Raw genomic sequence first — 21466 nt, 5'->3', positions numbered from 1 at the left:
TATTCATTCCAATGAGTTTCACAAAGTGATTGATTTCTTCGCAAAAGATTACGATTCCGTCAGACCTCATTATCAGCACCAAATTTATACGCCTAATGAAGTCCATTTCAATCCTGAGTTGGCTAACAGTAAACCTCAACTTGAACGAATCAACAAAGAACGATTAAAAAACAATCGTAACTCTTGTTGTAAAGTGGCGTAGTCCTTTCAATAGAAAAACAGTGTTACAAGTATTGTTTTATAACTCTTTCTTAATATTTCATGTAAACATCAAAATGTTAAAGATCTTTTTTCTTTTTGAATGGTACGAAAGTACAAAATTTCTGCTTTTTAGACAATCCTGAAACTTATTTTAGAATTACCATCAGACTGTACCAATATTGGTACAGTCTGATAGTGAATAACTTAAATTCTCAACCATTGGAGTTGCTAACAGTAAAGAAGTATAAAAATTTTGTCTCAAAAATAGTTGCAAGTTCAATATGCTCTTACATAAACGTTTGATTTTTTTCAAACAAAAAAGCTCTTCTTCCACTTGGTTATAGAATTTCTACTGAGCTTAAAACGCCTTGCTAACTGTGAATTATTCAAACTGTACTTTTTTTGAAATTCTAAAATTTCAAAAATAGCTTTTTTATCATAGCAACGAAACTTTTGACTGTCTGTAGTTTCACCAAAAATAATATCGTTAATAATAATAACATCCAATATGGAAAGGGTATCCTTTGCTAGTATCTTGTTACATATATCTTTTTTATCAGGATATTTTAATTTGATAATATCATCAAAAATTTTCTTATAATCAGGCTGTTCAGATGCTTTCATTTCAAAAGATTTAAAGATTGTTAATATTAAGATTTAACATATTGATGTAGGAATCAATTTAATATATTTTAATTATCAATGCTCTTCCAAGCAAAGACTTAATTACCTCATTTGCAAAATGCCAAGCTGCATTTAGCATAGGGATGTAAAAAGAAATAGAAGAAAAAATAAACTGGGTATTTTCATTTTTTAATATTGTTCTTTGCGAGGTCACTATACTTATCCAACCATTTGTATAATGTTGTTTTCGGAATTTTATAATCATGAATAACCTCAAGCTTGGTTTTTGCGCCGGTATTGATGAGTTCTATTATAAAATAAATTATTTCTTTGGTGTAGATATGTTTTCGAAACTGCGGCAAAACTGTCTTTTTCAAAGATGGATTATCAACACGATCAGCTTTTCCTTGCGGAGCGTATAATATTAAATGTTGGGAGTACAATCTAAAGAAATCATACTGCAAAAGTTTACTCCAGCGCAACAGTTTCTCAGTAGACAGGTTTTCAGATTCAAACATGAGATCAATCTCCTTTTCTGTACAACTTAGAAAATTGCAGGTTCTCTCGATCGGAATCTCCATTTCTTCCCATTTTATTTTAATCAACTGCCCTATATTTATATTTTTCAAATCAAGCATTTCAGTTTATATGTGATTAGTATTATTTTTTTTACTTATTGGAAAAATCTTTCATGAGCCAGAAACTGGCTCATGAAAGATTAAATATTCTCTTAAACTATTTCTCGTTTGTTAATTCTTGATAATTGGTGTACAGTACAAGCCCATATCTCCATCCAAAAAGGGAGTCGAATATATTCTTACACCTTGCACATATTGTCCGGCAGGACACTTTGTAAAATGTACTTTATTATCATCATTTACTCCAGGACCTTGGGTATCTATAACACCAGGACTAGGCTGCGTAGTATATCCAGGGTTTAAAGCTGTACACTGCACTTTCATATATCCATCCAAATAAGTCGTTGCATATATCTGGATTCCGGTCACAATACGGTTATCAGGACAAATCGCCTTATGGAATACATTATCCGAAGTATAACTTCTTGTATTGGTCTGGCTGTTCAGTGCCCCCTGCCCAAATTCTCCATAATACTTCACATCTGAAGTCTTCAGCGCATCTGTTCTAAGATCCCCATTCAGAGTAATGTTTCCAGCCAAATGATTAGTTGCATACATTGACAAAGATGTTGCTGCATAGGCTCCTTTATCTGACAATAGAGCTGTGTGATATTGTTGCTTGGTAAATGTATTTGGTCCGGTTGCCACTGCCATTGCTCTGGATTTATCATACATAACAATATACTCAATATAGTTCTCACGCCCACCTTCTTTTTCTTCCAGTACATTCAATGTAAAACCATTTTTGGTCTTATCAGCAACCAACACATTTAGTTGATAGTTATAAGCACCAATTAGATTTAGACTTATGGTTTTTACTGTGGCTATAACGATATAATCTTCTGACGGTAATGGTACTTTAAAATCTATCTTCAAATTTGCTGAACTTATCAAATTGACCGGTAAAGTAACGGTGGTGTTGGTATTGATCAATGACGAAGCAAAATCATGACGCCAAGTTGTATTGCTTCCCCTTACATCGTCAATATGAATAAGCCCGGAAGCTATGGTCTGAAGATCTAAAGCCTCAATATCAGTACCTGGTATCGTATTTTTGTTTATAAGAACTTTCAAATCATCCAAAGAAATTTTTTGAACATTTCCGATGCCGTCTTCAATCAAAAGATTCGATCCTATATTTGTACTGGACAAATTACTGAGCTTTACACTCCCATTGACTTCTAAAGTAGCCTCTGGATTATCTACATTAATCCCCACGCTTGTACCTTTAAATACAATGGAGTCACTTACAGAAGTAGCAATAGTTCCATTAAGATTTTTCCAAGGATTGTCGATGACACCCAATGGTTTCCATATTCCATCAGTTATTCTGGTGGATTTGTTCTCATAAAACCAATATCCGGCCGTTAAGGTACCCTGTGTGGCTCCTACCCCAGCGACGCCCCCAACTTTCGTGTTGTAGACCATAAAACCATCATATTGGGTTGGGTAAGAACTGGGAGCTCCAATTGGCGCACCACCGAAAGCAACAAAGGTGCTCAGATCGACCCTGGGATATATAATTCCCTTAGCTACATTTGGTATACCGTTATTTATAGCATTAGAAGACGCGTCCAAAAATGCAGAACTAGCTGCAGAAGACGATGTGTTTTGGTTTATATCCGGAAACCTGATCTGTGCGTTAGCAGCAGTCGCAAGCGCAATTAATAGCGCTGTTATCATATATTTTATATTCATTGTATGTTTTTTATTGTTAGTACGCTGTTAAGTTAATATAAGAGCCACTACCTGTACCTCCCACATACATCATTACTTTTGACCCTTGAGGGATACAAGACTGTGGATAAGCTAAATCCCTGATTGGCAATGGTAAAAGAGTAACACCGTTGGAAGTCTCATTATTGATATAATAAGTCTTCCCAATAGGTACTCCCGTAGTAGGTAGTGTCAGGGTAAACCCGTTGGCTGTTGGGGTCAGCAAAATAATATCATCGGTAGGTAATGCAGTATAATCACCAGGTTGAACAGTTACATTTTTCGCAGCAACCGTTGCTGTAGCTGTAGAAAATTTCTGCCATTTTGAACCATCAAAATAATAATATCCAGCTGCAGTTACGTTTTGAGTCTGCCCAGTTCCCTGGGTAGTTGCAGCAGCAGTCACATAGACTATCGTGCCAGCTTGCGCCGTTCCGTATTTAGCACCTGTTTCTGCTGTAGAGAGTACATCCCCTGTGAGTCTGGGTGCTATGACTCCTTCCGGTGCACTTCCGTCTGTTTTTTTTGCGGTAATGTCTAATGTAGCCTTTGGGCTTTCATTGTTGATTCCGACTTGTGCGTAAGTCATTGTGACTCCGGTTGCCAAAAAGGCAACCACGTAAAATTTCTTTTTCATTTGTTTAATTTGTGTTGTTTAATTTGTTTTGTTTAATTTTTTGTTCAATGTGTTTCATAATTTAAAAATTTATAAATAGCTTAAGAGAATATATAAAGCTGGTAAGACCGTCATCTTCCCAATATTATATTTTTATAGGTTTTTAAAATGCTTATGGGGGGGTATTATCAGAATATCAATGGCCAATATGCACTCGACAAACTACGTTGTCCTCAAAGTGAATGTAAAGCAAGACCCATCTTCCCAACCAATTTTTTTTGAGGTTATAAGTCCAAAGGTCACTTGGGTAGAAATTAAATCCATCTCCTAGTTCTTTTACAATTTCTTCCCGCGTTTTTCCAATTAAATCATTATAATTTTGCGTGTTTTTCATCATTTATAGTGTTTGTGTGTTGTAGGTATTTTAAAATATATTCTATATATCTATATAGTAATACACATAAATTATTTTGTTTATTTTTTATGAAGAGTTATTTATAAAATATGAAAACAATTAAAGTCGAATTGCGATCTCATGTGAAATATCATTAATAATAGTACCGGTTTTACTTCTAGCTGCCTGTTTAGACAAGGTCATATTAATTTTATTTTTGCCACTCGTAACTTCTTGTTTTGTAATACTATTATCTCTTTGACTGTACATAATATTACCATACATACAGTAATTTTTTCTTTCCATTTTAAAATTAAAAACTAACAAATTAAGCCCAGATGGACATAAAGTAATCGTGAACGTAATCGTCTTTAAAAAATAGATAAAGCTTTTTCTTGAATCCGAAAAAGTTTCTTCCTATTATATAGATCCATTCATCACAATCATATGAGCTTGTCGGATCTTCCATTAAATGTATTATATCGGCTTTAGATTTTCCGACAAGAAAATCATAAGAATCTTCCTGTTTCATTATTTTTTACTTTTGGATGTTTTAAAGTATCTTCTACAGGGCTTTACGCCCTGTAAAATGATACCAAGGATTTATCATTTTGTCTTAACTCAGAATATCCTTAATTTTTTAAATTAATATTATTTGCAGAGCATTATTGCTCTGCGAAATAATATAGAGAGACTCATCATGTGTTATTAGAATCTTTATTTTTTATCATTCAAAACAGGGCATTTCTGCCCTGTAAAGTGATACTAAGAATCCATTTAGAATTCTATGAAAAATCTTAATTGATTCTACTTCTGCTTGTCGCCGGATTCACGGGTACACAAGGCAGTCCACAAGTCACAGGTTTGTAAACAAACGTGATGTATCTTGTTGTGTTCGCATCAAAACTTCCCATTGCTTCCCACTCTTTTGAAATGTTATTCAACGTCATTTTGATGATCTGCTGGCTTGCAGTAACAGAGGTAAAATCTTCCTGATCGCTAATAACCATATACACATCATTGTTTGCAGGGATAGCATCTAGTTTTGCTCCTGTAGCATGGTTTGTGTTTGAATTATCCGCTATAGTTACCAAAAGATCAGGATTTTGTTTCGTAGAAACTACTTTCCATTGTCTTGTTATTCTGGAAAGACAAGTATTAGAAGCTTCAATTCTTGGTTTATTGGTAGTCACCCAAGCAATAGGACCGTTATCATCACCCATCATAATATAAGATTGATCTTCTATCCATGATAAAGGGTTTTGACTATTTTCCGTATTCAATATACCATCCACGCTAATTTTCAGCATACTGTTATATTTCAGAGCAACCTGTTGACTAGATGAAGATTGGTTCTGATAGAAACATCCACCTTTATGGTTACCTACTCCAAAGACTCTGTTTCCATAAGTAGAAACATCATACAAAGTGGTTGTAGAAGTATTAATACCATTATACTCAGGACTATAATAATTATGAGATAAGGTCTGACCATATTTAATCGCCAAATAAGAATCTAACTTATCTTTTTCATAAGTCGCTAAGTCTCTGTTGAAAGCAAATGCTTCCGCCAAATTGGTACTATTAAAACTTCCCCCTGCCGGATAAGTTCCTAATCCTATTGTATAGGTAGTACCTGCAAGCAATGGTGTAGTTCCTATCGCTCCTGTCACGGTAGTTCCATTAGATCTTGAAGTAATCACACCATTGTTGACTCCCATCTGATAAATATTACCACTTGCAGGACCTGTTAATGCAGACCCTGTTGCATTTCTATATACCCCCGCATTGTTGATGAAGAATTTATCTGTTGTACTTAAACTGGTTCCAAATAAACTCCCCGAACCTGCTGCTGCTACATATAGTGCTCCATTAGAAACGCCTGTTAAAGCTGTTTCTGTAACATTTGATTTAGTAAATGCTGCAGTTCCTGCCAAGGTTACATATCTATTATAGTTATAAAAGATAGGTGTTCCTACTGTAACTGTAGCAGTACCACTTGCATTTCTGTTCAGAGAATTAGTACCATACTGATCTACCATTGCATTGGCTGTTCCTGTTGCAATAGCTCCTGTTGTAAGATTAGTGGTTTTGTACCAGGTAGTCAACCCATCTGTAATACCTGCAGGTGCCAAACAGCTTTCCAATGTTGCAAAGGTGTAATAATCTCCGTCTGCAAAATTATAGGTCACTGTCCAGTCTGTTCCTTTAGGAATCATTGCAACAATTGTTGGATTATTAAAGACTCCTCCAGAAGCTGTATTGGCAACAACCATATAAATAGGATCGGAAGCTGAATCAAGAGGAGCAGGAAGTTTAGTAGTAGCTGTGCTTGTATTTGCCGGTACTTCTAAGTAAACCGTTCCTACTGTTCCAGTTTCTTTCACTCTCCAAACCCTGTTCAGACGCATTAAATCTGTATTTGAAGCATCCTTGATATTTTCTGATGCATTCCAGGTCAATGATTTATTATTATCTCCATACACAAGGAATGACTTATCAGCTGCAAAAGCGGCCGCATTTTCGCTGTTAGAAGCTGCTAATCCAGCAGGATCATTCGAGATTTTAACCAATGCCCCTGTTGTCTGCTGGCTGAAAGACTGTCTTTGGTCAAGACCAGAGCAATCATCCATTCCGATACCTGTGATGCGATTCCAGTAACTACCGTCATTATAAATTACCGTACCATCAGATGCAATATAACTACCTCCGATAGCCGTGTTATCCAACGTAAATCCGTATTTAATTGCCATATAACTATGAATTCTCTTCATGTCATAAGTATTGGCAGCTCCTTTATCATCACTATAGATGACAAATTCTCCAAAATAAAACTTGGCACCTGCTGTCTGTCCTGATCCGGCTGCGCCGTTAAGACCTATATAAAATGGCGCAGTGGTGGTATTAGTTTGATTAGCCGCACCAGATCCCACCATTTTAAGATTACTATACAATCGATAACCAGAGCCTGTTGTATTAGAGAAAGTATAAATCTCAGGACTAGTTAACGCTGGTGTTCTTAATAAAGCACCTCCAGATCCCAACCAGAATGCCTGTGGTCTTTCTAATGCTGTTTTGTCTGTATTGGATGTTCCTGTCCACCAGAATACATTTGCCGGACCAGGATCCGAATCTGTTCCCAAATTATATCCTGCAAAAATACTGGTCATCTGGGTCGCACTTCTATAACTTGTAGTAGCAACATTAGATGGTGAATTTAAACTTGAATTCCCATTTCCTACAAAATACAATCCTGAATTGTAATTAAATGCTGCTTTGTAATAAACAGGTTGATATGCCGGATTACTTTGCTCCACTTTTGTAAAAGTAGCTCCAAACTTAATATTATTCATACTGGCTACTTTATCCCCGTCATTTTCAGCGTAAGTAGTCTGTGAAATATCGGTAAACGAATCATAATCTGCATTGAACCAAACCGTCATACTCGTATTTACACCACCAGGGGATGCTTCGATATAAGCTAATGTAAAATACTGTCCGCTAGCAAGAGAAACATTATCAAAATATGTTTTTCCATTCTTTACTTTAGTATAATTTACTATCGTTGCGCCTGTATAATTTCCCGGTGTATTGCTAATTAACAATACCGGTTTATAGGTAGCTGCGTTGATAGTCAATAATCCCTGCTTGCCAAACTCAAAACTTACAGGTCCCGGAGTTCCCAAAGTCTGTACCTGCCATTCTCTTTGTAATCTGTTGTAACAGCTGCTCAGAGAGCTTGGCATATTCGTATTGGTTTTCGTTGTAATTACTGCACCATTATGCGCAAACATAAAGAATGTTTTATTGGCACTAAAAGTATTGGTATTTTGAGGATTATTAGCTGCTAATCCTGTTGAACCTAAACCAACAGCAACGATATCATTCCCGTCTGTACTGGTACTTTGTTTTTGATATAATGCACCGCAATCATCTCTACCGATTCCTGTAATATCATTATTATAAATACCTGCAGCTGTTGCAGCATTCCAAACCGTACTGCCATCACTTGCCAAATAACTGGTAGCAGTAGTCTGATCCAGAGTAACTCCCCATTTGATTCCCAAATAAGAATTTACCCTCTGACGTTCAACTGCCGATAAATCCCATGGATAATAGATAATCTCGTTCAGATTACCATTCCAGCCATTTCCATTTGCGCCATCCGGATGATTTCCAATGGTCAAATCTTTATTATCATTCATATTTATTGTCCATCCTGCCTGAGCTGCGCTTCCTCGAAGTTGCCCATCACCGTAACCACTTAATGCAGAACCGGATAAACCATATTGAAGAATATGAGTAATTGGACTTGCGCTGGTACCCCCTGTATAGTAAGCAGCTCCCAAAGTATAACCCGTCAATCCGTTTACAGATCCCCAGGCTGCTAATGCTTCAGTACCTGTTTTACCTACTGCAAAACCATGATAAGCACTGTTATCAATACCATATCCTGTTAAAACTTCATTTCCTCCGGTAGCATAAATAGAATTCACCCCAAATACCGAGCGGCTCTGTAATCCGAATGGAAAACCCTTGATATAGCCTGATGTACTGCTCCATTTATTATCATTAGAAAAGACACTAGGATTGTAATTTCTGATATATGTAGGATTGGTAGAATAATAAATACCTGTTCCTGCTCCTTCGTTAGTAAGTCTGTTTCCATACAAACCCAGATCATTCCAAGTGGATAATGTGGTTCCATTAGCCAATGTTAAGAGTGAGCTGTCAGCCGAGTCATACCAAGCCGAAGGACCCTGAGGAGACGTGAAGAAATTAGCATCAGGAATCGCAACAAAGACTGCTCCTGAACCTCCGTTCCATTGTAAATCAAAATTTTGTGCTCCTGCAAGCTCACGACCTCTAATGATAATATCGTGATATCCTGCGGATAAAGTAATATTCCCTGTAGTAAATGTACCTCCGGTAGAGATAAGCACATTCCCATCAATAATTAAAGCAAACTGATCATCGTTGGCATTCCCTCTGAACTGATAAGTTGCTGTAGATGTTACTACATTTAACTTACCTGTCAATTCAATACCATAATTATCTCCTATTTTTGCATTCACAAATGCATGAAAATCTGTAGCATTATGATAATACCCTGAACTCAATAAGGTAGGTGCGTAGGCACTGAAACCTGTAGAAATACCTGTTCCTGCCGTACCGTTGGTAGAATATAGTTTATATTCTAATCCGTTGATATTATTTGTCGTAGTACCGCTTACTGTAGTAATGGAAATACCGGAGCTTGATTTGCTTACCCCACCAGGGAAACCTAGTGTATAGTACACCGTAAATACAGCACCATCCGGTAAGGTTACATTATCAAATGTAGCCACTCCGCCTATTACTGAAGTTGCAGCAACCAATGTTGTAGTACCTGTTGCAAAAGTATTATCCCCCGCACTGTTGATGGCAAGCGTCACATTGCTCCAGTTACTCACAATAGGATTGGTTGCATCTCCTATAGTCATTTGTAAAGGACTGGTGGTAGTATTAGTGTTCTGTGCTTTCCAGCTTCTTACATAACGGTAAGGATTACAACTTGTTGAAGCATAAGAAGAAGCTACATTGGAAGTAGTTCCCGTAAATGCTCCTCCATCATTAGCCACTATTATAAATTGTTTATTGGCGGCAAATGTTCCTGTATTTTCAGCATTAGTCGTTGCTAACTTTGTAAGTCCGAACTTAACATTGTCCGTTCCGCTAATATATGCTTTTGACTGCTTTTGTACTAATCCGGAACAGTCATCCCGGCCTATTCCAAACATCCCGTATTTATAGGTTGCATTCCCTGTCCAGATTACAGTGCCGTCACTTGCTAAATAATTAGAAGCACTTGTTCCAGAGCCGTCAGACAATGGAATACTGTATTTAATTCCCAAATAAGAATTGATCTTTTGTAGATCAGTTCCGGAGATGGTTACATCATATACAATTAATTCTGGAGTTACAAAGCTATTCCAATTGGTATCTCCATCCACAGTATTAACATCAGTACCTATTCTAAAAGTACCGGAAAGAGATAAGCCTGTAGTTGTGGCGTTGTTCCAAACAGAAGCACCATTGGTTGATAGAATAGCATTTGTCCCATTGGCAATACTACTATAAAGCCCTAATTGTCCTACGGTTAAAGAGCCTGTCCCCGTGTTCGCAGGTGTCCCATTACCATAGACTCCGTATTTAGCAGTAGCAAATGTGGTCGTATTATTTTCCCAGCGATGGGATGTTCCACTGGTATTGCCAGCTCCTAAAGTAATAAACTCATTAAATGTCAAAAATCCTACTCCTAAACCCTGCAAAATATAAAACTCAGAATAGGTGTTATCTCCATTCATCCCAAGTGCAGCAGTACTATTCAAATTAGCAGCATGTGCACCCCCAAAACTAATGGTAGGATTATAGTTAAAATAATTATCTATTTTGGTTACATTTGCATTCGCTGTTCTTATTAAATGATTGGCATTGGGACTTAAATCGCTCCATTGTGCTACATTTCCTGTCGCTAAAGAGAGATCATCTGCTTTGGACCATAGTTTTAATCCTGCAGAAACTCCTCCGGGAGCAGTTACTGTCCATCCGAATGTAATTACATTTCCTGTTACGAGTGTTACATTATCAAAGGTAGCCACTCCGTTTACTACAGAAGATGGCTGATACGTGGTCGTTGCATTGCTGAAATCCCCATCGTTATCTGTATCTACGATCATTACAATCCCGGATGCACTACCCGGAAATGCGAAAGATCCCACAGTAGAACTTCCTGCTCTAACAGTTACTGCACCCGGCGCACCCGTGATCTGAGCTTTCCATTCTCTGCCGATTCTATTAAATTGGCATAAAGTAGATAAAGTGGATGAAACTTCTGTAGACTGGGGAGTAAAACTTCCCGCGTTGTCACCTAATAATAAATAATCTCCATCTGCCAAAGTACCGGTATTAGCAGCATTGGATACAGCAACAGCCCCTTTGGAAACAACTAAGAAATCATATCCTGTTGTAGAGGTCATCTGACTCTGACTTTGTTTCTGGAACAAGCTTTCCACCGTAAGCTCTCTTCCTATACCAAAAATACGGTTGGTATACCCTGTATTAGTCGTTAGTCCAAATACTGTAGCCCCCGAAGTATTGATATAATCATGAGCTAAAGTAATTCCATACTTAACTGCCAAATACGTATTTACTTTTCTTTCATCTGTTTGATTTAATGCAAAAGGATAATAAATAGCCTCCGGAATATAAGCCGTGTTCATATTGGATATCACTAATCCCTTGGCATCATGGTCTGCATAAGAAAGAAGAGAAGCTGTTGTCCCTGCATTACCGTTTGATCGAAGCGATAATGGATTGGTACCGCTTGGTGCTGTACCGCCTGTTACCTGATCTACAAAACCACCAAGTAATTTAGGCTCTCCGGCTATATAGGCAGAGGCATTGGTTACTCCTGCTCCAACTACAGCCAATTGGTTTCCCGTACCGTCATTTTTATAAAAACCTATTCTTTGATTGCTCGTTGCATCTCCATGAAAATACATCCAGTTACCTGACTGTCCTTCATTAGAAACATAGTTATTGACAAAGAACATCGTCTTGGTCGCTCCTCTTAAGCTCAATCCTTTTATGGTAGAGCCAGAAGAAAATGTATCATCACCATCAAAACGTACTGCCTGATTAAAGTTTACAAGATTGGCAGAAGATTGAGTTGTTGCAGAACTACCTGATGCTGCACCTGAATAATTAAGATTTCCATTTCCTGCATAATCAGGAGCCTTATTGATAAAACTGTTCGCTTTATCAATTCCTGCTCCACCAAAGTTAGCAGTAACCGTAAGATCAGAACCTTTGTACCATCCGGTAAGTTTTGCATTATTGTATCTCACAAATCTTCCGTCAACATCTGTAGCAGTAGTAATATTACTTCCTGAAGGGCCATTCGCTACTTGAAGTACTGCAGAGTTAGCTCCTCCCAATTCATAATACTTTACTTTAATGGTATGATCTCCGGCTGTAAGGCTTACCCCTGATGTGGCTGTTCCGGAACCCGAAATTGCCTGAACGACTAAAGTTCCGTCAATATATAACCACGCCCTGTCATCAGCAGATAAACTAAAGGTGTAATTTCCGGATACAGGAATCTCAAGCGTTCCGCTGTATTCCAATCCATAATAATCAGCGTCTATCGGCTGGAATTCTGTTCCCGTAACCTTGTTGCTGTATTCCGAAAGACTCGGAACTGCATTGGATGTTCCTGCTCCGAAACCCGTCTGATCACTAAATGTTCCATTGTAATAATCTACTTTATATCCTCTGGTGGTTCCCGTGGAAACCCCTCCCGGATATTGAGCTTTAACATTTATCGTTACCAAAAGCAGAAGCAGCGGCAATAATAAATACATATATTTAAATTTGTATCTCATGTTTTTATTTTTTATTACGTCCTAAAAGTGTTATTTAAGGACAAACACCACGTTAATAAAAGAGCATGAGGTTGCGCTTCCTATTACATCATAGTTTAGCGTACCTGCATCTGTAATACTTACATTCGCAAATACTGCAGGATCAAAGTAGGTCACGTAATAATTTAAATCCGTAGCCGCAAAAACAGGTATTGGAGCACCCGCTGATCCCGGATTCTGAGCCGAAGGAGTTCCAAATTGCGCAGTATATTCCCCATAAAGGTTTCTGGTTAATGCTATACCAGGCGCAGAAGTATTAATAGAAATACTCGGCATATACATAAACTTGATAGCCGGCTTCATATCTACATTATAAGGCGTAGCTGTAGCTCCGGATCCCGAAACATTAAGTCCGGTTCCTGTATTTAAAGTAGTAGAACCTCCCGAGCCGCTTCCGATAGACTTCCAAACAGAACCGTCAAAATAATAGTAGCCCGGAGCTGATACATTAATGACCTGACCGGTTAATGTACCAGCAGCTAAAGTTACATACACAATTGCCCCTGTCTGAGCCGCTGTATAGGTTTTTGCTGCAAGTTCAGCTCCTCTTAACCTAGGAGCAATAACCCCATCTAATTTTAAAGTATTTGATGGATCTCCCACAATATCCAAAGTAGCTTGGGGATCAGGGGTATTAATGCCCACTTGCCCGTATAATGTAGTAAATGCCACTACAAAAAATAGTAGATATATTTTATTATTCATTTTGATTATTTTAAATGTTGTTTTTTGCAATTGTAATTGCTTTTAATATTTTTTCTATTGTAATAATCAAGTGAATAAAGGTGGTGGTCTGATAGTAATCGAACCTGAAAGTAGATTGAATTTTTCTTTATAGTTAACGGTATTGATTTTTAGTTTTAAATAAAAATCTGAATCCCAGTGCTCCTCACTGACAGATTTGTAAACCAATGTTTTTCCTTTACCGTCATTATTTTGTGAAGTTATTGTAGTAAATCCTTCATTATTGAAAACGAACTGAAAATTTGTATTATTAATATATTTTCCAGGAGGAATATTGTTTAGAGCGACGTGAACTTTAGAAATTTTCAGTTTCTTAAGTGATGATTTAATTTTGTGCTTAACTACACTAGCATTACTTCGTTTTGAAAAATGTTTGACATTAATCTCATCAAAATTCTTAACCACTGTTCCTTCTACGATATAAATATATGAAGCTGTATTTTCATTTTTTATTTTTAAGGTATCTTCATGTATACTATTCAGTGAAAAAACGGATATTGGAAATAGGTACATTAGAAGCGCAGCATGACGCAAAGAATTCTTCAGAGAAAAAATTTTATAAGAAACAAATCTGCCCACATTAGTAAATGGCCAACTTAATTTTTTACTGATGGAAAAAATAAACTTTTGATTCAAAGTATTTGTGTAATGAGTTTCTATTATGTAGAAAAAATATATCATACATAAAGTTGAATTCTAAGCGATACTTATCTGCTCAAACTTTTGTATTCCATACTCAACGCTGCTAAATTATAGATATAAAAATGTCTTTACGAAAGAACATTAATTCATTTTATAATTTAGCTACTACTTATATATTAGTCTCATTTTCAAACTATTGAAATTTACAACTTAAATAATTTAACTGATAATACATAATTTAACTGCTAAAAACCAATGATGCCTAAATTCGATGATTCTATATTGATAACTAAAATGTAAATTTGAAAGAAAACTAGAATCTTGATGAGAAAAGAAGAATCGCTTCACGAAAAACTGAAAGAATTTCATAGAATGTTAATCGTTATTGGTATACTTTCAAGTATTACATTTCTGACATCTCATTTCATCTATACCAAAACCATCCAAAAACTAAATATAATTGAAATCATTATATATTTTGGTGCTTACATATATATCACAAATTTTGATTATAATATTCGAAAAAATACGCTGATCGCATTAATATTTTTAAGTCTAACTGATTTTTTTGGCACATTAATTCTCTATAAAATAGCAATGTTCATACATATTTGGAAAGTTATTATTGTTATAATAGCATTCATATTTCTTTCTGCTAAAGAGGCTGTATTCCTAACATTATTCGTTGTAATTCTAGGAATTTCAGCACCTTTCATTTCTGACTACTACGGATTAGCAATCATCAAGGCAAAGAATCAGGATCTATGGTTTATCAATCAAAGACTCACAATAATCTATTTTATTTTGTTTACGTTTACTACTATTTATTATGCTATTGTAATCCAGAAATTTAAAACGAAGATAGAAATACAAAGTATTTTAGATGGTATTTACGAAAATACTGCTGCGAAGAATGACGAAGTGATTGTTAATCTTTATAGTGACCCTTCGGTACTCAAGGAAAAAGAAATTGAGTTACTAGAAAAGATAAAAATATATTTTGAAGAGAAAAAACCATATTTGGATCCGAACTTTAGTATGCAACAGTTGGCAAACGCAGTTGATTCCAATTTAAATTATGTATCTAAGACTCTTAATCTTGTTGATGAGAAAGGTTTTGCAGGATTTGTAAATAGATACAGGGTTAGCTTTGTTATAGAGCAACTTCAAAACCAAGCATACAAAAACTACACCTTATCTTATATATACGAAAGTGCTGGTTTTTCACAACAATCAACCTTTAACAGAGTTTTTAAACATTACTTAGGGCAGTCACCCAGAGAATACATAAAAAATTTTCAAAATTCGATTGAAACTACAAACAACCCATAACACATTGGTTTACATATCTAATTTATATTTTAGATTTTCAATTGTATTAATTTGTATTTTCAAAAAGATGTCGATTTGTTTCCAGTGTTATTTGGAATATAAAACCGTTAATTAGAGCGGACAATTTCTGAAAATCTATTTTAATTGGATTTGTGACGATGATTTTAGAAAATTATTTTCTATGCTATATACGTTTTGACGTTAATGATACAAGAAAAAAAACGATTTAAAGAAAGTTTTGATCCGTACACCATAAACTTTACTTTCGGGATATTTTTCACCAAATTTTGTTGACAATATGAAAATTATACTATACCTATTTATTCTATCCTTTGCAATTACATTAGGTTATGGACAAGAAAATTCTTTTGAAGAAATAAAATCCTTACAAAAAAATGTAAAAAAGGAAAAAGGATTAGAAAAAATTAAAATTTTAACTTCTTTGGATTATGAATATATACAATCGGGGGAGGTTGCTCTGTTTTTGAAAAACCATGCCAGACTAAGAAAAGAACTGTTAAACTATAATGGTAATTGTGATTATTATTGGATAAGGTTTTATGAACAGTCAATTGCTTACTACGGCAGAAATGATGACTACAAAATGGTATTCTCATTTCTGCAAAAAATCATAAATATTCAAACAAATGAGAGAGACGCACTTAACTTAAAAGGGAATGCATTTCAGAATATGGTATCAATTCTGATACTTTTTGAACAGTATGATGAAGCTCAAGTGTACGCCAAGAAAGCAGAAAAGTTGTTGAGCAACCCGATAGATGACCTTTCCCAATCAAAGATTAATTTACTGAATGGTGATGTAAACCGTGCTTTATATGAAAATGCTAAATTAATAAAATCTAAAAACAGTCTTTCTTATTACAATACTGCAAAAGAATATTACAAAAAATCTTACAAATTTTTGGTAAAAGCCCGTTTTTCAAAGAATAATAAATTTCAACAAAACACGTATTACCAGAGTTTGTATGTAATGGCATCCAAATTATATTCTTTAGGGCTCAAAAAAGAAGCAGAAGACATATTCTCACAATTTGATCCATTGTTTGAAAAAAAAGAAATCTCCTTGAGAAATTATCTTTTTGCAAAATGGTATGAATTCGACATAAAATCCAAAGATTCAGCAATAACAAATCCTGAAGCCTTATTGAAAAAAATAGAAGCTGTAATAGCACTCAATGATACCACAAACTTTAGAGACCAAAATACCTATTTAATGTCTTATAAAGCCAGAGTTTTAAAACAAATGAAATTATATCATTTGGCAGAAGTAGAATATAAAAAAGTATATGACAGGCTGGAAATTTTAGGAAATGATATTCCTACCAAATTAGAAATCACAGAAGCTCTTGGAGCTATTTTTGAAACTTTAGGGCAAGAGAAAAGGGCTTTAGAATACAAAAACAAAACGATAGAATTATCTAAACTCATTTCCAAAACAAACTCGCCTTACGCATCTCAGAAAGCGGAGATTGTAATATTGTTAGAAAGACAAAGACAGCAGAGAGAGATAGAACTGGAAAAACTAAAAACGGCAAAAAACAGAAACTATTTGATCATTGCTTCTTTGTCTCTGGTGGTTATTATGGCGATCGCATTGTTATTGTTATTAAACAACAGAAACCTAAAAACAAAACAAAAGTTATTAATAAGCCAAGTTAATTATAACAAAGAAATGGCACTTAACTCAGAGTTAGAAAATATATTCCAAATTAAGATGGAACTTTCTAATCGAAAAGTGATTTCCGAAAATAAAAAAAATATTGCGAAAAATCTGCACGATGATCTGGCTTCCAGCCTTGCAGCAACCAACCATTTTATACAAGACAAAGCGATGATAGCAATTAATGAAAAAGATAAAAGCAATTTTTTAGCAATAAAAGAAGAAGTAAATCAGCTATACGAAGAAACACGAAAATACATATACAACCTATACAATTACGATGATCAAGCATTTAGTCTTAGTAGATATTTAATAAACCTACTCAAAAACAATCAGGCAATTAACAATATTAATTTCAATGTAAAAGCTGATTTTGATGAAATGGATGAGAAGCTAAATACCGAACAGCAGAATCAATTATTTAGAATCATAAAAGAAGCGGTAACTAACAGTTTAAAATACTCCAACGCAAAAGAAATTACCATCAAAGTAGATTTTACTTCAAATGAATGCCTATTTTTAGTACAAGATGATGGAATTGGTTTTTCACCTCATACGATTACAGGCATTGGTTTAAAAAATATAGAAGAAAGAATTGATAGTTTAGAAAATGGCAGAATTACGATTCATTCTGATCTAAATAAAGGCACAATTATTCGTGGGCAATTCAGTTTAAGGGCAGGTTAAGCCCGTTTTTAGTAGCATAAAGAACCAAATCTGTCGTTCTGTTTATCTTAAACTTGTTAAATAGATTTTTCACATACATCTGTACCGTATGCGTACTTATCTCCATCTTTGAAGCAATTTCCTTCACGGTATAAGCGGCACATAAATAACTTAAAACTTCTGCTTCTCTCGTGGTTAAGCTAGGAACTGTAATTTTATTTATTGCATGCTCAGCAAGCTCTTTTTCAAAAATTTCACTTACATAAATTTGCCCATTAGAGGTTTTTGTAAACGCCCTTTCAAGCTCATTGACATCACAGTTTTTTGAGAGAAAACCTTTTGCTCCGGATTCAATAGCTTGTTTTATCATCAATGAATTCCCTAAAGAACTAAGGATAATTATATTTTTTGCCTTTTTAAGCAGTAAAGGCGTTTTTCCTAAAAATATGAGTCCGTTTTCACTCCCAATCTGGATGTCTAATAACAAAAAGTCAAAATGTTTGTCATTATCTAATTCTGCTTGTAAATCCTTTAAATTATTGTAAATATAAACTTCTGATTTATAAGGCATCTGTGTTTGCAACAGAACTTTTAATGATTCTGCAAACAGGACGTGATCATCTACAATTGCAATGGATAAATCTTGTAACATTTTGAAAGATAATAAAATTATAGAACAAAAGTATAAAATCATCCTAAATTTTCCACTACTAAAATTAGCACCTGAAATACCCTAAAATTAGGTATTCTAATGAGGCTTCATTATCCTTTACTTTGCATCCTCAATTTTTTTACAACACGAATGATGAAAAATCTTATTTCTTAATTTTTTAGTTCAATTAATAATAAAAATTCACAATGAAAAAAACAATTTATTCCGTATTTCTGTTAATAGGTGCTTTTTCTTATGGTCAGGTCGGTATTAATAATCCATCTCCTAAAGCTACATTAGATGTAACAGCAAAAATTACTGATGGTACCAAAGCAGAAGGATTCATTGCACCCAGACTTACGGGTGACGCACTTACAGCTGCTGCAAATTTAGCAATACCTGTTTATGGTACTGAACAAAGAGGTACTATTGTCTATGTAACCGCTGCTGCAACCACTCCCGGAACCGGGCAAGCTGAAAACGTAACTGCAGCAGGATATTACTATTTTGATGGAGCTAAATGGCAAAAAGTATCTACCGGAACAGTTGCTGCTGCTTCTGGTTGGGGACTTACAGGTAATGCAGGGACCACTGCAGGAACCACCTTTTTGGGAACTACTGATAATCAAGACTTAGTTTTTAAAAGAAACAATATACAAGCAGGTTTATTAAATGATGCCAAGAAAAATACCGCATTTGGGGTTGGTGCATTTTCAGGAACACCAATTGCAAACGCAGATGCATTCCCAGGTTCAGGACAAGCTAATGCAGCTTTTGGTTACGGAGCATTAGCAAGTATTACAACTGGTTTTGGGAATATAGCGATGGGATCTGGATCTGGACAGAAGATCACTACAGCTAGATTCAATACAGCTATAGGACACGGAGCTCTTAGTAATAACGTATTGGGATACAGTAATATGGGTATCGGCTGGTGGGCACTTAGAGATACTGCTGGAGACGGAATTACCACAGGTGCAGGATCTAATAATCTTGGTGTAGGAGCTTTCGCCCTACTACAAAATACTACTGGCTCTTATAATGTCGCATTGGGTAGTTCTAATTTACAAGTAAATAGAACAGGTAATCGTAATACTGCAATAGGAAATGCTGCTGGACAAAATTTCACAAATACTGCAGCAGGAGGTAGTGACAACACTCTTTTGGGACATAATGCAGGGAGTGGATTATATGATGGCAGTGCTAACACAGCATTAGGTTCTGATGCATTAACACTGGCTGCAGCAGGAGGGTCTAGAAATATTGCTATTGGATATAAGTCGGGAGGTGTTGTAGCGCAATCTACATCAACAATATCAAGTAATGATAATATCTTAATAGGAAATTCAGTTTCTCTTCCCGTAGTTCCCGGGAATAACCAAATGAATATAGCAAATACGATTTTTGGTACAGGAGTGAATACCTCAACAGTAGGGTCCGGTAATATAGGTATCAATACTACTACTCCCGGAGCTTCTTTAGAAGTAAATGGCATCACAGCCAATACCTCTGGTCTTAAATTTACAAAACTTACAAGTGCAACTCCTGTAACATCTGGTGCTGCGGCTCTTGGTGTGGACGCGAGCGGTAATGTAGTGGTTACAACTGGTTCATCAGCTGCTGGTGCATTAAATGTAACTACAGAACGAACCACTAGTTATACAGCTACAGCTACCGATGATATTATTTTGCTAAATCCTAGTTCATCCGGGCACACACTAACTCTGCCTACGACAGGCATTCCTATTGGGAAAAAGTATTACATTTCCAATAAAAATGGTTCAATACCAGTAGTTTTGTCTCCAGCACCAAGAGAAACTACAATAGCTACAGTTCCAGCAAATCAGGGAATTACAATTATGTACATAGGAGGTACAGGTGCAGGTTCTTATTCTGTTGTTTCGGGAGCATTCTAAATTCAATAATATATAAAAAAAACATATGAAATTTAAAAACATTATAATATACTTATTAGTTGTATCATCAGGAATCATTAATGCTCAAGTTAGATTTCCTGATATTAGTCAGAACATTTCTGCGCCCAACAGCTCGGCTTTTTTAGATGCTTCATCTTCAACTTTTAGCAATTCTTCTACCAATATAGCAAAAGGATTGCTATACCCAAGAGTAGATCTTACCACTTTTACAGCATTTAGCGGAAATCCGGTTGGCATAGCATCTTCATATCCAAACTATTACGATGGTTTTGTGGTATACAATACCGCATCTTCCGGAACTGCAGGAGTTGGCAGTACTTCTGGAACTCTTACCGCAGGATTTTGGTATTATGAAAATAAATCTGGTACAATTAATGGAGGTACCTGGAAGTCTCTTACCAATAGCGGATCTGGAGGAAGTACAGGTACAGTTACCAATATTACTACCGGTGCGGGTCTTACAGGTGGACCTATTACTTCTTCCGGTACGATTAGCATGTTAAATACTGGAGTTACAGCAGGAACTTACGGAACAGCAACTCAGATTCCGCAAATTACGGTAAATGCTCTAGGGCAGATTACTTCAGCTACTACCGTTGCAGCGAGCGGAGGTAGTGGTGGTTCAGGTACTTCATTAAGAATGAGTCCGGTACAAAATATTTCTACAGCAGGAGATTTTGTCTTAACAGATGATTATGATTTTTGGTTTATAAAACCTTCAGTTGCCGGTGTTAAAGTAAAATTTCCAACAAGCCCATCTTCAGGAAGAGTAATAAATATTGTTAACCTGAGTGATACTTACACTTTCACGGCAGGTACTTCAAATATATCAGGATTTGTACCACTAGGAAATTTGGCAAGGATTAACGGTGTTGCTTTTGGTACCAATTATGGACAGAATATATCTGCTATGACAACTACTCCAGCAAATGATTCCGTTTATAAATTTGCATATTCAGGATACTATTGGTTTATACCTCGAGAATTCTAATTTTTTGTAGGTTGCCTGGCAGGTCAAACCTCGAACCATTTAGCACTACAAATCAAAACATTGCACTAATCTACAACCCTTTATGGGTCTCGAACCATTTTCTTTTGTGTGATGGACTGACGAATTTTCGTCATGGGTATTTTATAGGTTTATTAGACTGTTTTTGA

At 35.7% G+C, this 21466-nt stretch carries 15 protein-coding genes; 5 read left to right on the top strand and 10 right to left on the bottom strand.

The features are described from left to right. Window positions 1–202, top strand: a 202-nt coding sequence (locus tag BT156_RS22425; RefSeq protein WP_228430223.1) for a hypothetical protein, incomplete at its 5' end; no start/stop codon positions are given. Window positions 203–510: 308 nt separating this feature from the next. On the opposite strand, the gene BT156_RS21105 is transcribed toward BT156_RS22425, so the two are convergent. From BT156_RS21105 to BT156_RS21060, 9 genes are all read right to left on the bottom strand, one after another. Then, entirely contained in the window at window positions 511–825 is a 315-nt protein-coding gene (locus BT156_RS21105) for a transposase (RefSeq protein WP_072412903.1), read from the bottom strand. 182 nt (window positions 826–1007) lie between these two features. Further along, a complete protein-coding gene (locus BT156_RS21100) occupies window positions 1008–1463 on the bottom strand; it encodes a transposase (RefSeq protein WP_072412902.1) in 456 nt (151 codons plus the stop codon). Window positions 1464–1574: 111 nt separating this feature from the next. Further along, on the bottom strand, window positions 1575–3146 hold the full coding sequence (locus tag BT156_RS21095; RefSeq protein ID WP_139255551.1) for a hypothetical protein: 1572 nt from the start codon (window positions 3144–3146) through the stop codon (window positions 1575–1577). Window positions 3147–3177: 31 nt separating this feature from the next. Continuing rightward, on the bottom strand, window positions 3178–3816 hold the full coding sequence (locus BT156_RS21090; protein WP_072412900.1) for a hypothetical protein: 639 nt from the start codon (window positions 3814–3816) through the stop codon (window positions 3178–3180). A gap of 175 nt (window positions 3817–3991) precedes the next feature. After that, window positions 3992–4192: a hypothetical protein gene (locus BT156_RS21085; protein ID WP_072412899.1), complete on the bottom strand. Its 201-nt coding sequence runs from the start codon at window positions 4190–4192 to the stop codon at window positions 3992–3994. A gap of 325 nt (window positions 4193–4517) precedes the next feature. Beyond that, the gene (locus BT156_RS21075; protein ID WP_072412897.1) at window positions 4518–4721 is read right to left on the bottom strand and encodes a hypothetical protein; all 204 of its coding nucleotides are present in this window, start codon (window positions 4719–4721) and stop codon (window positions 4518–4520) included. 265 nt (window positions 4722–4986) lie between these two features. Then, window positions 4987–12615: a DUF8202 domain-containing protein gene (locus BT156_RS21070; protein ID WP_083582440.1), complete on the bottom strand. Its 7629-nt coding sequence runs from the start codon at window positions 12613–12615 to the stop codon at window positions 4987–4989. A 30-nt stretch (window positions 12616–12645) separates the two neighbouring features. Next, the gene (locus BT156_RS21065; RefSeq protein WP_139255550.1) at window positions 12646–13359 is read right to left on the bottom strand and encodes a hypothetical protein; all 714 of its coding nucleotides are present in this window, start codon (window positions 13357–13359) and stop codon (window positions 12646–12648) included. Window positions 13360–13425: 66 nt separating this feature from the next. Further along, window positions 13426–14079: a hypothetical protein gene (locus BT156_RS21060; protein ID WP_072412894.1), complete on the bottom strand. Its 654-nt coding sequence runs from the start codon at window positions 14077–14079 to the stop codon at window positions 13426–13428. Window positions 14080–14364: 285 nt separating this feature from the next. On the opposite strand from BT156_RS21060, the gene BT156_RS21055 reads away from it, so the two are divergent. Together BT156_RS21055 and BT156_RS21050 are read left to right on the top strand one after the other, a co-directional pair. Next, entirely contained in the window at window positions 14365–15372 is a 1008-nt protein-coding gene (locus BT156_RS21055; RefSeq protein WP_072412893.1) for a helix-turn-helix domain-containing protein, read from the top strand. A 298-nt stretch (window positions 15373–15670) separates the two neighbouring features. After that, on the top strand, window positions 15671–17740 hold the full coding sequence (locus tag BT156_RS21050; RefSeq protein WP_072412892.1) for a sensor histidine kinase: 2070 nt from the start codon (window positions 15671–15673) through the stop codon (window positions 17738–17740). Here the strand turns inward: BT156_RS21050 and BT156_RS21045 are convergent. Then, window positions 17721–18371 carry a response regulator transcription factor gene (locus BT156_RS21045; RefSeq protein WP_072412891.1) on the bottom strand — a complete coding sequence of 217 codons (651 nt, stop codon included), beginning with the start codon at window positions 18369–18371 and terminating at the stop codon, window positions 17721–17723. The two genes, BT156_RS21050 and BT156_RS21045, sit on opposite strands and share 20 nt — an antisense overlap. A gap of 206 nt (window positions 18372–18577) precedes the next feature. Between BT156_RS21045 and BT156_RS21040 the strand changes: the two genes are divergently transcribed. Together BT156_RS21040 and BT156_RS21035 are read left to right on the top strand one after the other, a co-directional pair. Beyond that, window positions 18578–20287 carry a beta strand repeat-containing protein gene (locus BT156_RS21040; protein WP_072412890.1) on the top strand — a complete coding sequence of 570 codons (1710 nt, stop codon included), beginning with the start codon at window positions 18578–18580 and terminating at the stop codon, window positions 20285–20287. Between the two features lie 25 nt (window positions 20288–20312). After that, window positions 20313–21299 carry a hypothetical protein gene (locus tag BT156_RS21035; protein ID WP_072412889.1) on the top strand — a complete coding sequence of 329 codons (987 nt, stop codon included), beginning with the start codon at window positions 20313–20315 and terminating at the stop codon, window positions 21297–21299. The last annotated feature ends 167 nt before the right edge of the window (window positions 21300–21466 follow it).

The sequence above is a fragment of the Chryseobacterium limigenitum genome, from assembly GCF_900114875.1.
Taxonomy (GTDB): Bacteria; Bacteroidota; Bacteroidia; order Flavobacteriales; family Weeksellaceae; genus Chryseobacterium; species Chryseobacterium limigenitum.
This window is presented reverse-complemented; position numbering and strand designations above follow the sequence as displayed.

What these genes read in the sequence shown, in the direction of transcription:
- BT156_RS21105 (WP_072412903.1), bottom strand. Translation starts at nt 825, where the DNA reads ATGAAAGCATCTGAACAGCCTGATTATAAGAAAATTTTTGATGATATT.
- BT156_RS21100 (WP_072412902.1), bottom strand. Translation starts at nt 1,463, where the DNA reads ATGCTTGATTTGAAAAATATAAATATAGGGCAGTTGATTAAAATAAAA.
- BT156_RS21095 (WP_139255551.1), bottom strand. Translation starts at nt 3,146, where the DNA reads ATGATAACAGCGCTATTAATTGCGCTTGCGACTGCTGCTAACGCACAG.
- BT156_RS21090 (WP_072412900.1), bottom strand. Translation starts at nt 3,816, where the DNA reads ATGAAAAAGAAATTTTACGTGGTTGCCTTTTTGGCAACCGGAGTCACA.
- BT156_RS21085 (WP_072412899.1), bottom strand. Translation starts at nt 4,192, where the DNA reads ATGATGAAAAACACGCAAAATTATAATGATTTAATTGGAAAAACGCGG.
- BT156_RS21075 (WP_072412897.1), bottom strand. Translation starts at nt 4,721, where the DNA reads ATGAAACAGGAAGATTCTTATGATTTTCTTGTCGGAAAATCTAAAGCC.
- BT156_RS21070 (WP_083582440.1), bottom strand. Translation starts at nt 12,615, where the DNA reads ATGAGATACAAATTTAAATATATGTATTTATTATTGCCGCTGCTTCTG.
- BT156_RS21065 (WP_139255550.1), bottom strand. Translation starts at nt 13,359, where the DNA reads ATGAATAATAAAATATATCTACTATTTTTTGTAGTGGCATTTACTACA.
- BT156_RS21060 (WP_072412894.1), bottom strand. Translation starts at nt 14,079, where the DNA reads ATGATATATTTTTTCTACATAATAGAAACTCATTACACAAATACTTTG.
- BT156_RS21055 (WP_072412893.1), top strand. Translation starts at nt 14,365, where the DNA reads ATGAGAAAAGAAGAATCGCTTCACGAAAAACTGAAAGAATTTCATAGA.
- BT156_RS21050 (WP_072412892.1), top strand. Translation starts at nt 15,671, where the DNA reads ATGAAAATTATACTATACCTATTTATTCTATCCTTTGCAATTACATTA.
- BT156_RS21045 (WP_072412891.1), bottom strand. Translation starts at nt 18,371, where the DNA reads ATGTTACAAGATTTATCCATTGCAATTGTAGATGATCACGTCCTGTTT.
- BT156_RS21040 (WP_072412890.1), top strand. Translation starts at nt 18,578, where the DNA reads ATGAAAAAAACAATTTATTCCGTATTTCTGTTAATAGGTGCTTTTTCT.
- BT156_RS21035 (WP_072412889.1), top strand. Translation starts at nt 20,313, where the DNA reads ATGAAATTTAAAAACATTATAATATACTTATTAGTTGTATCATCAGGA.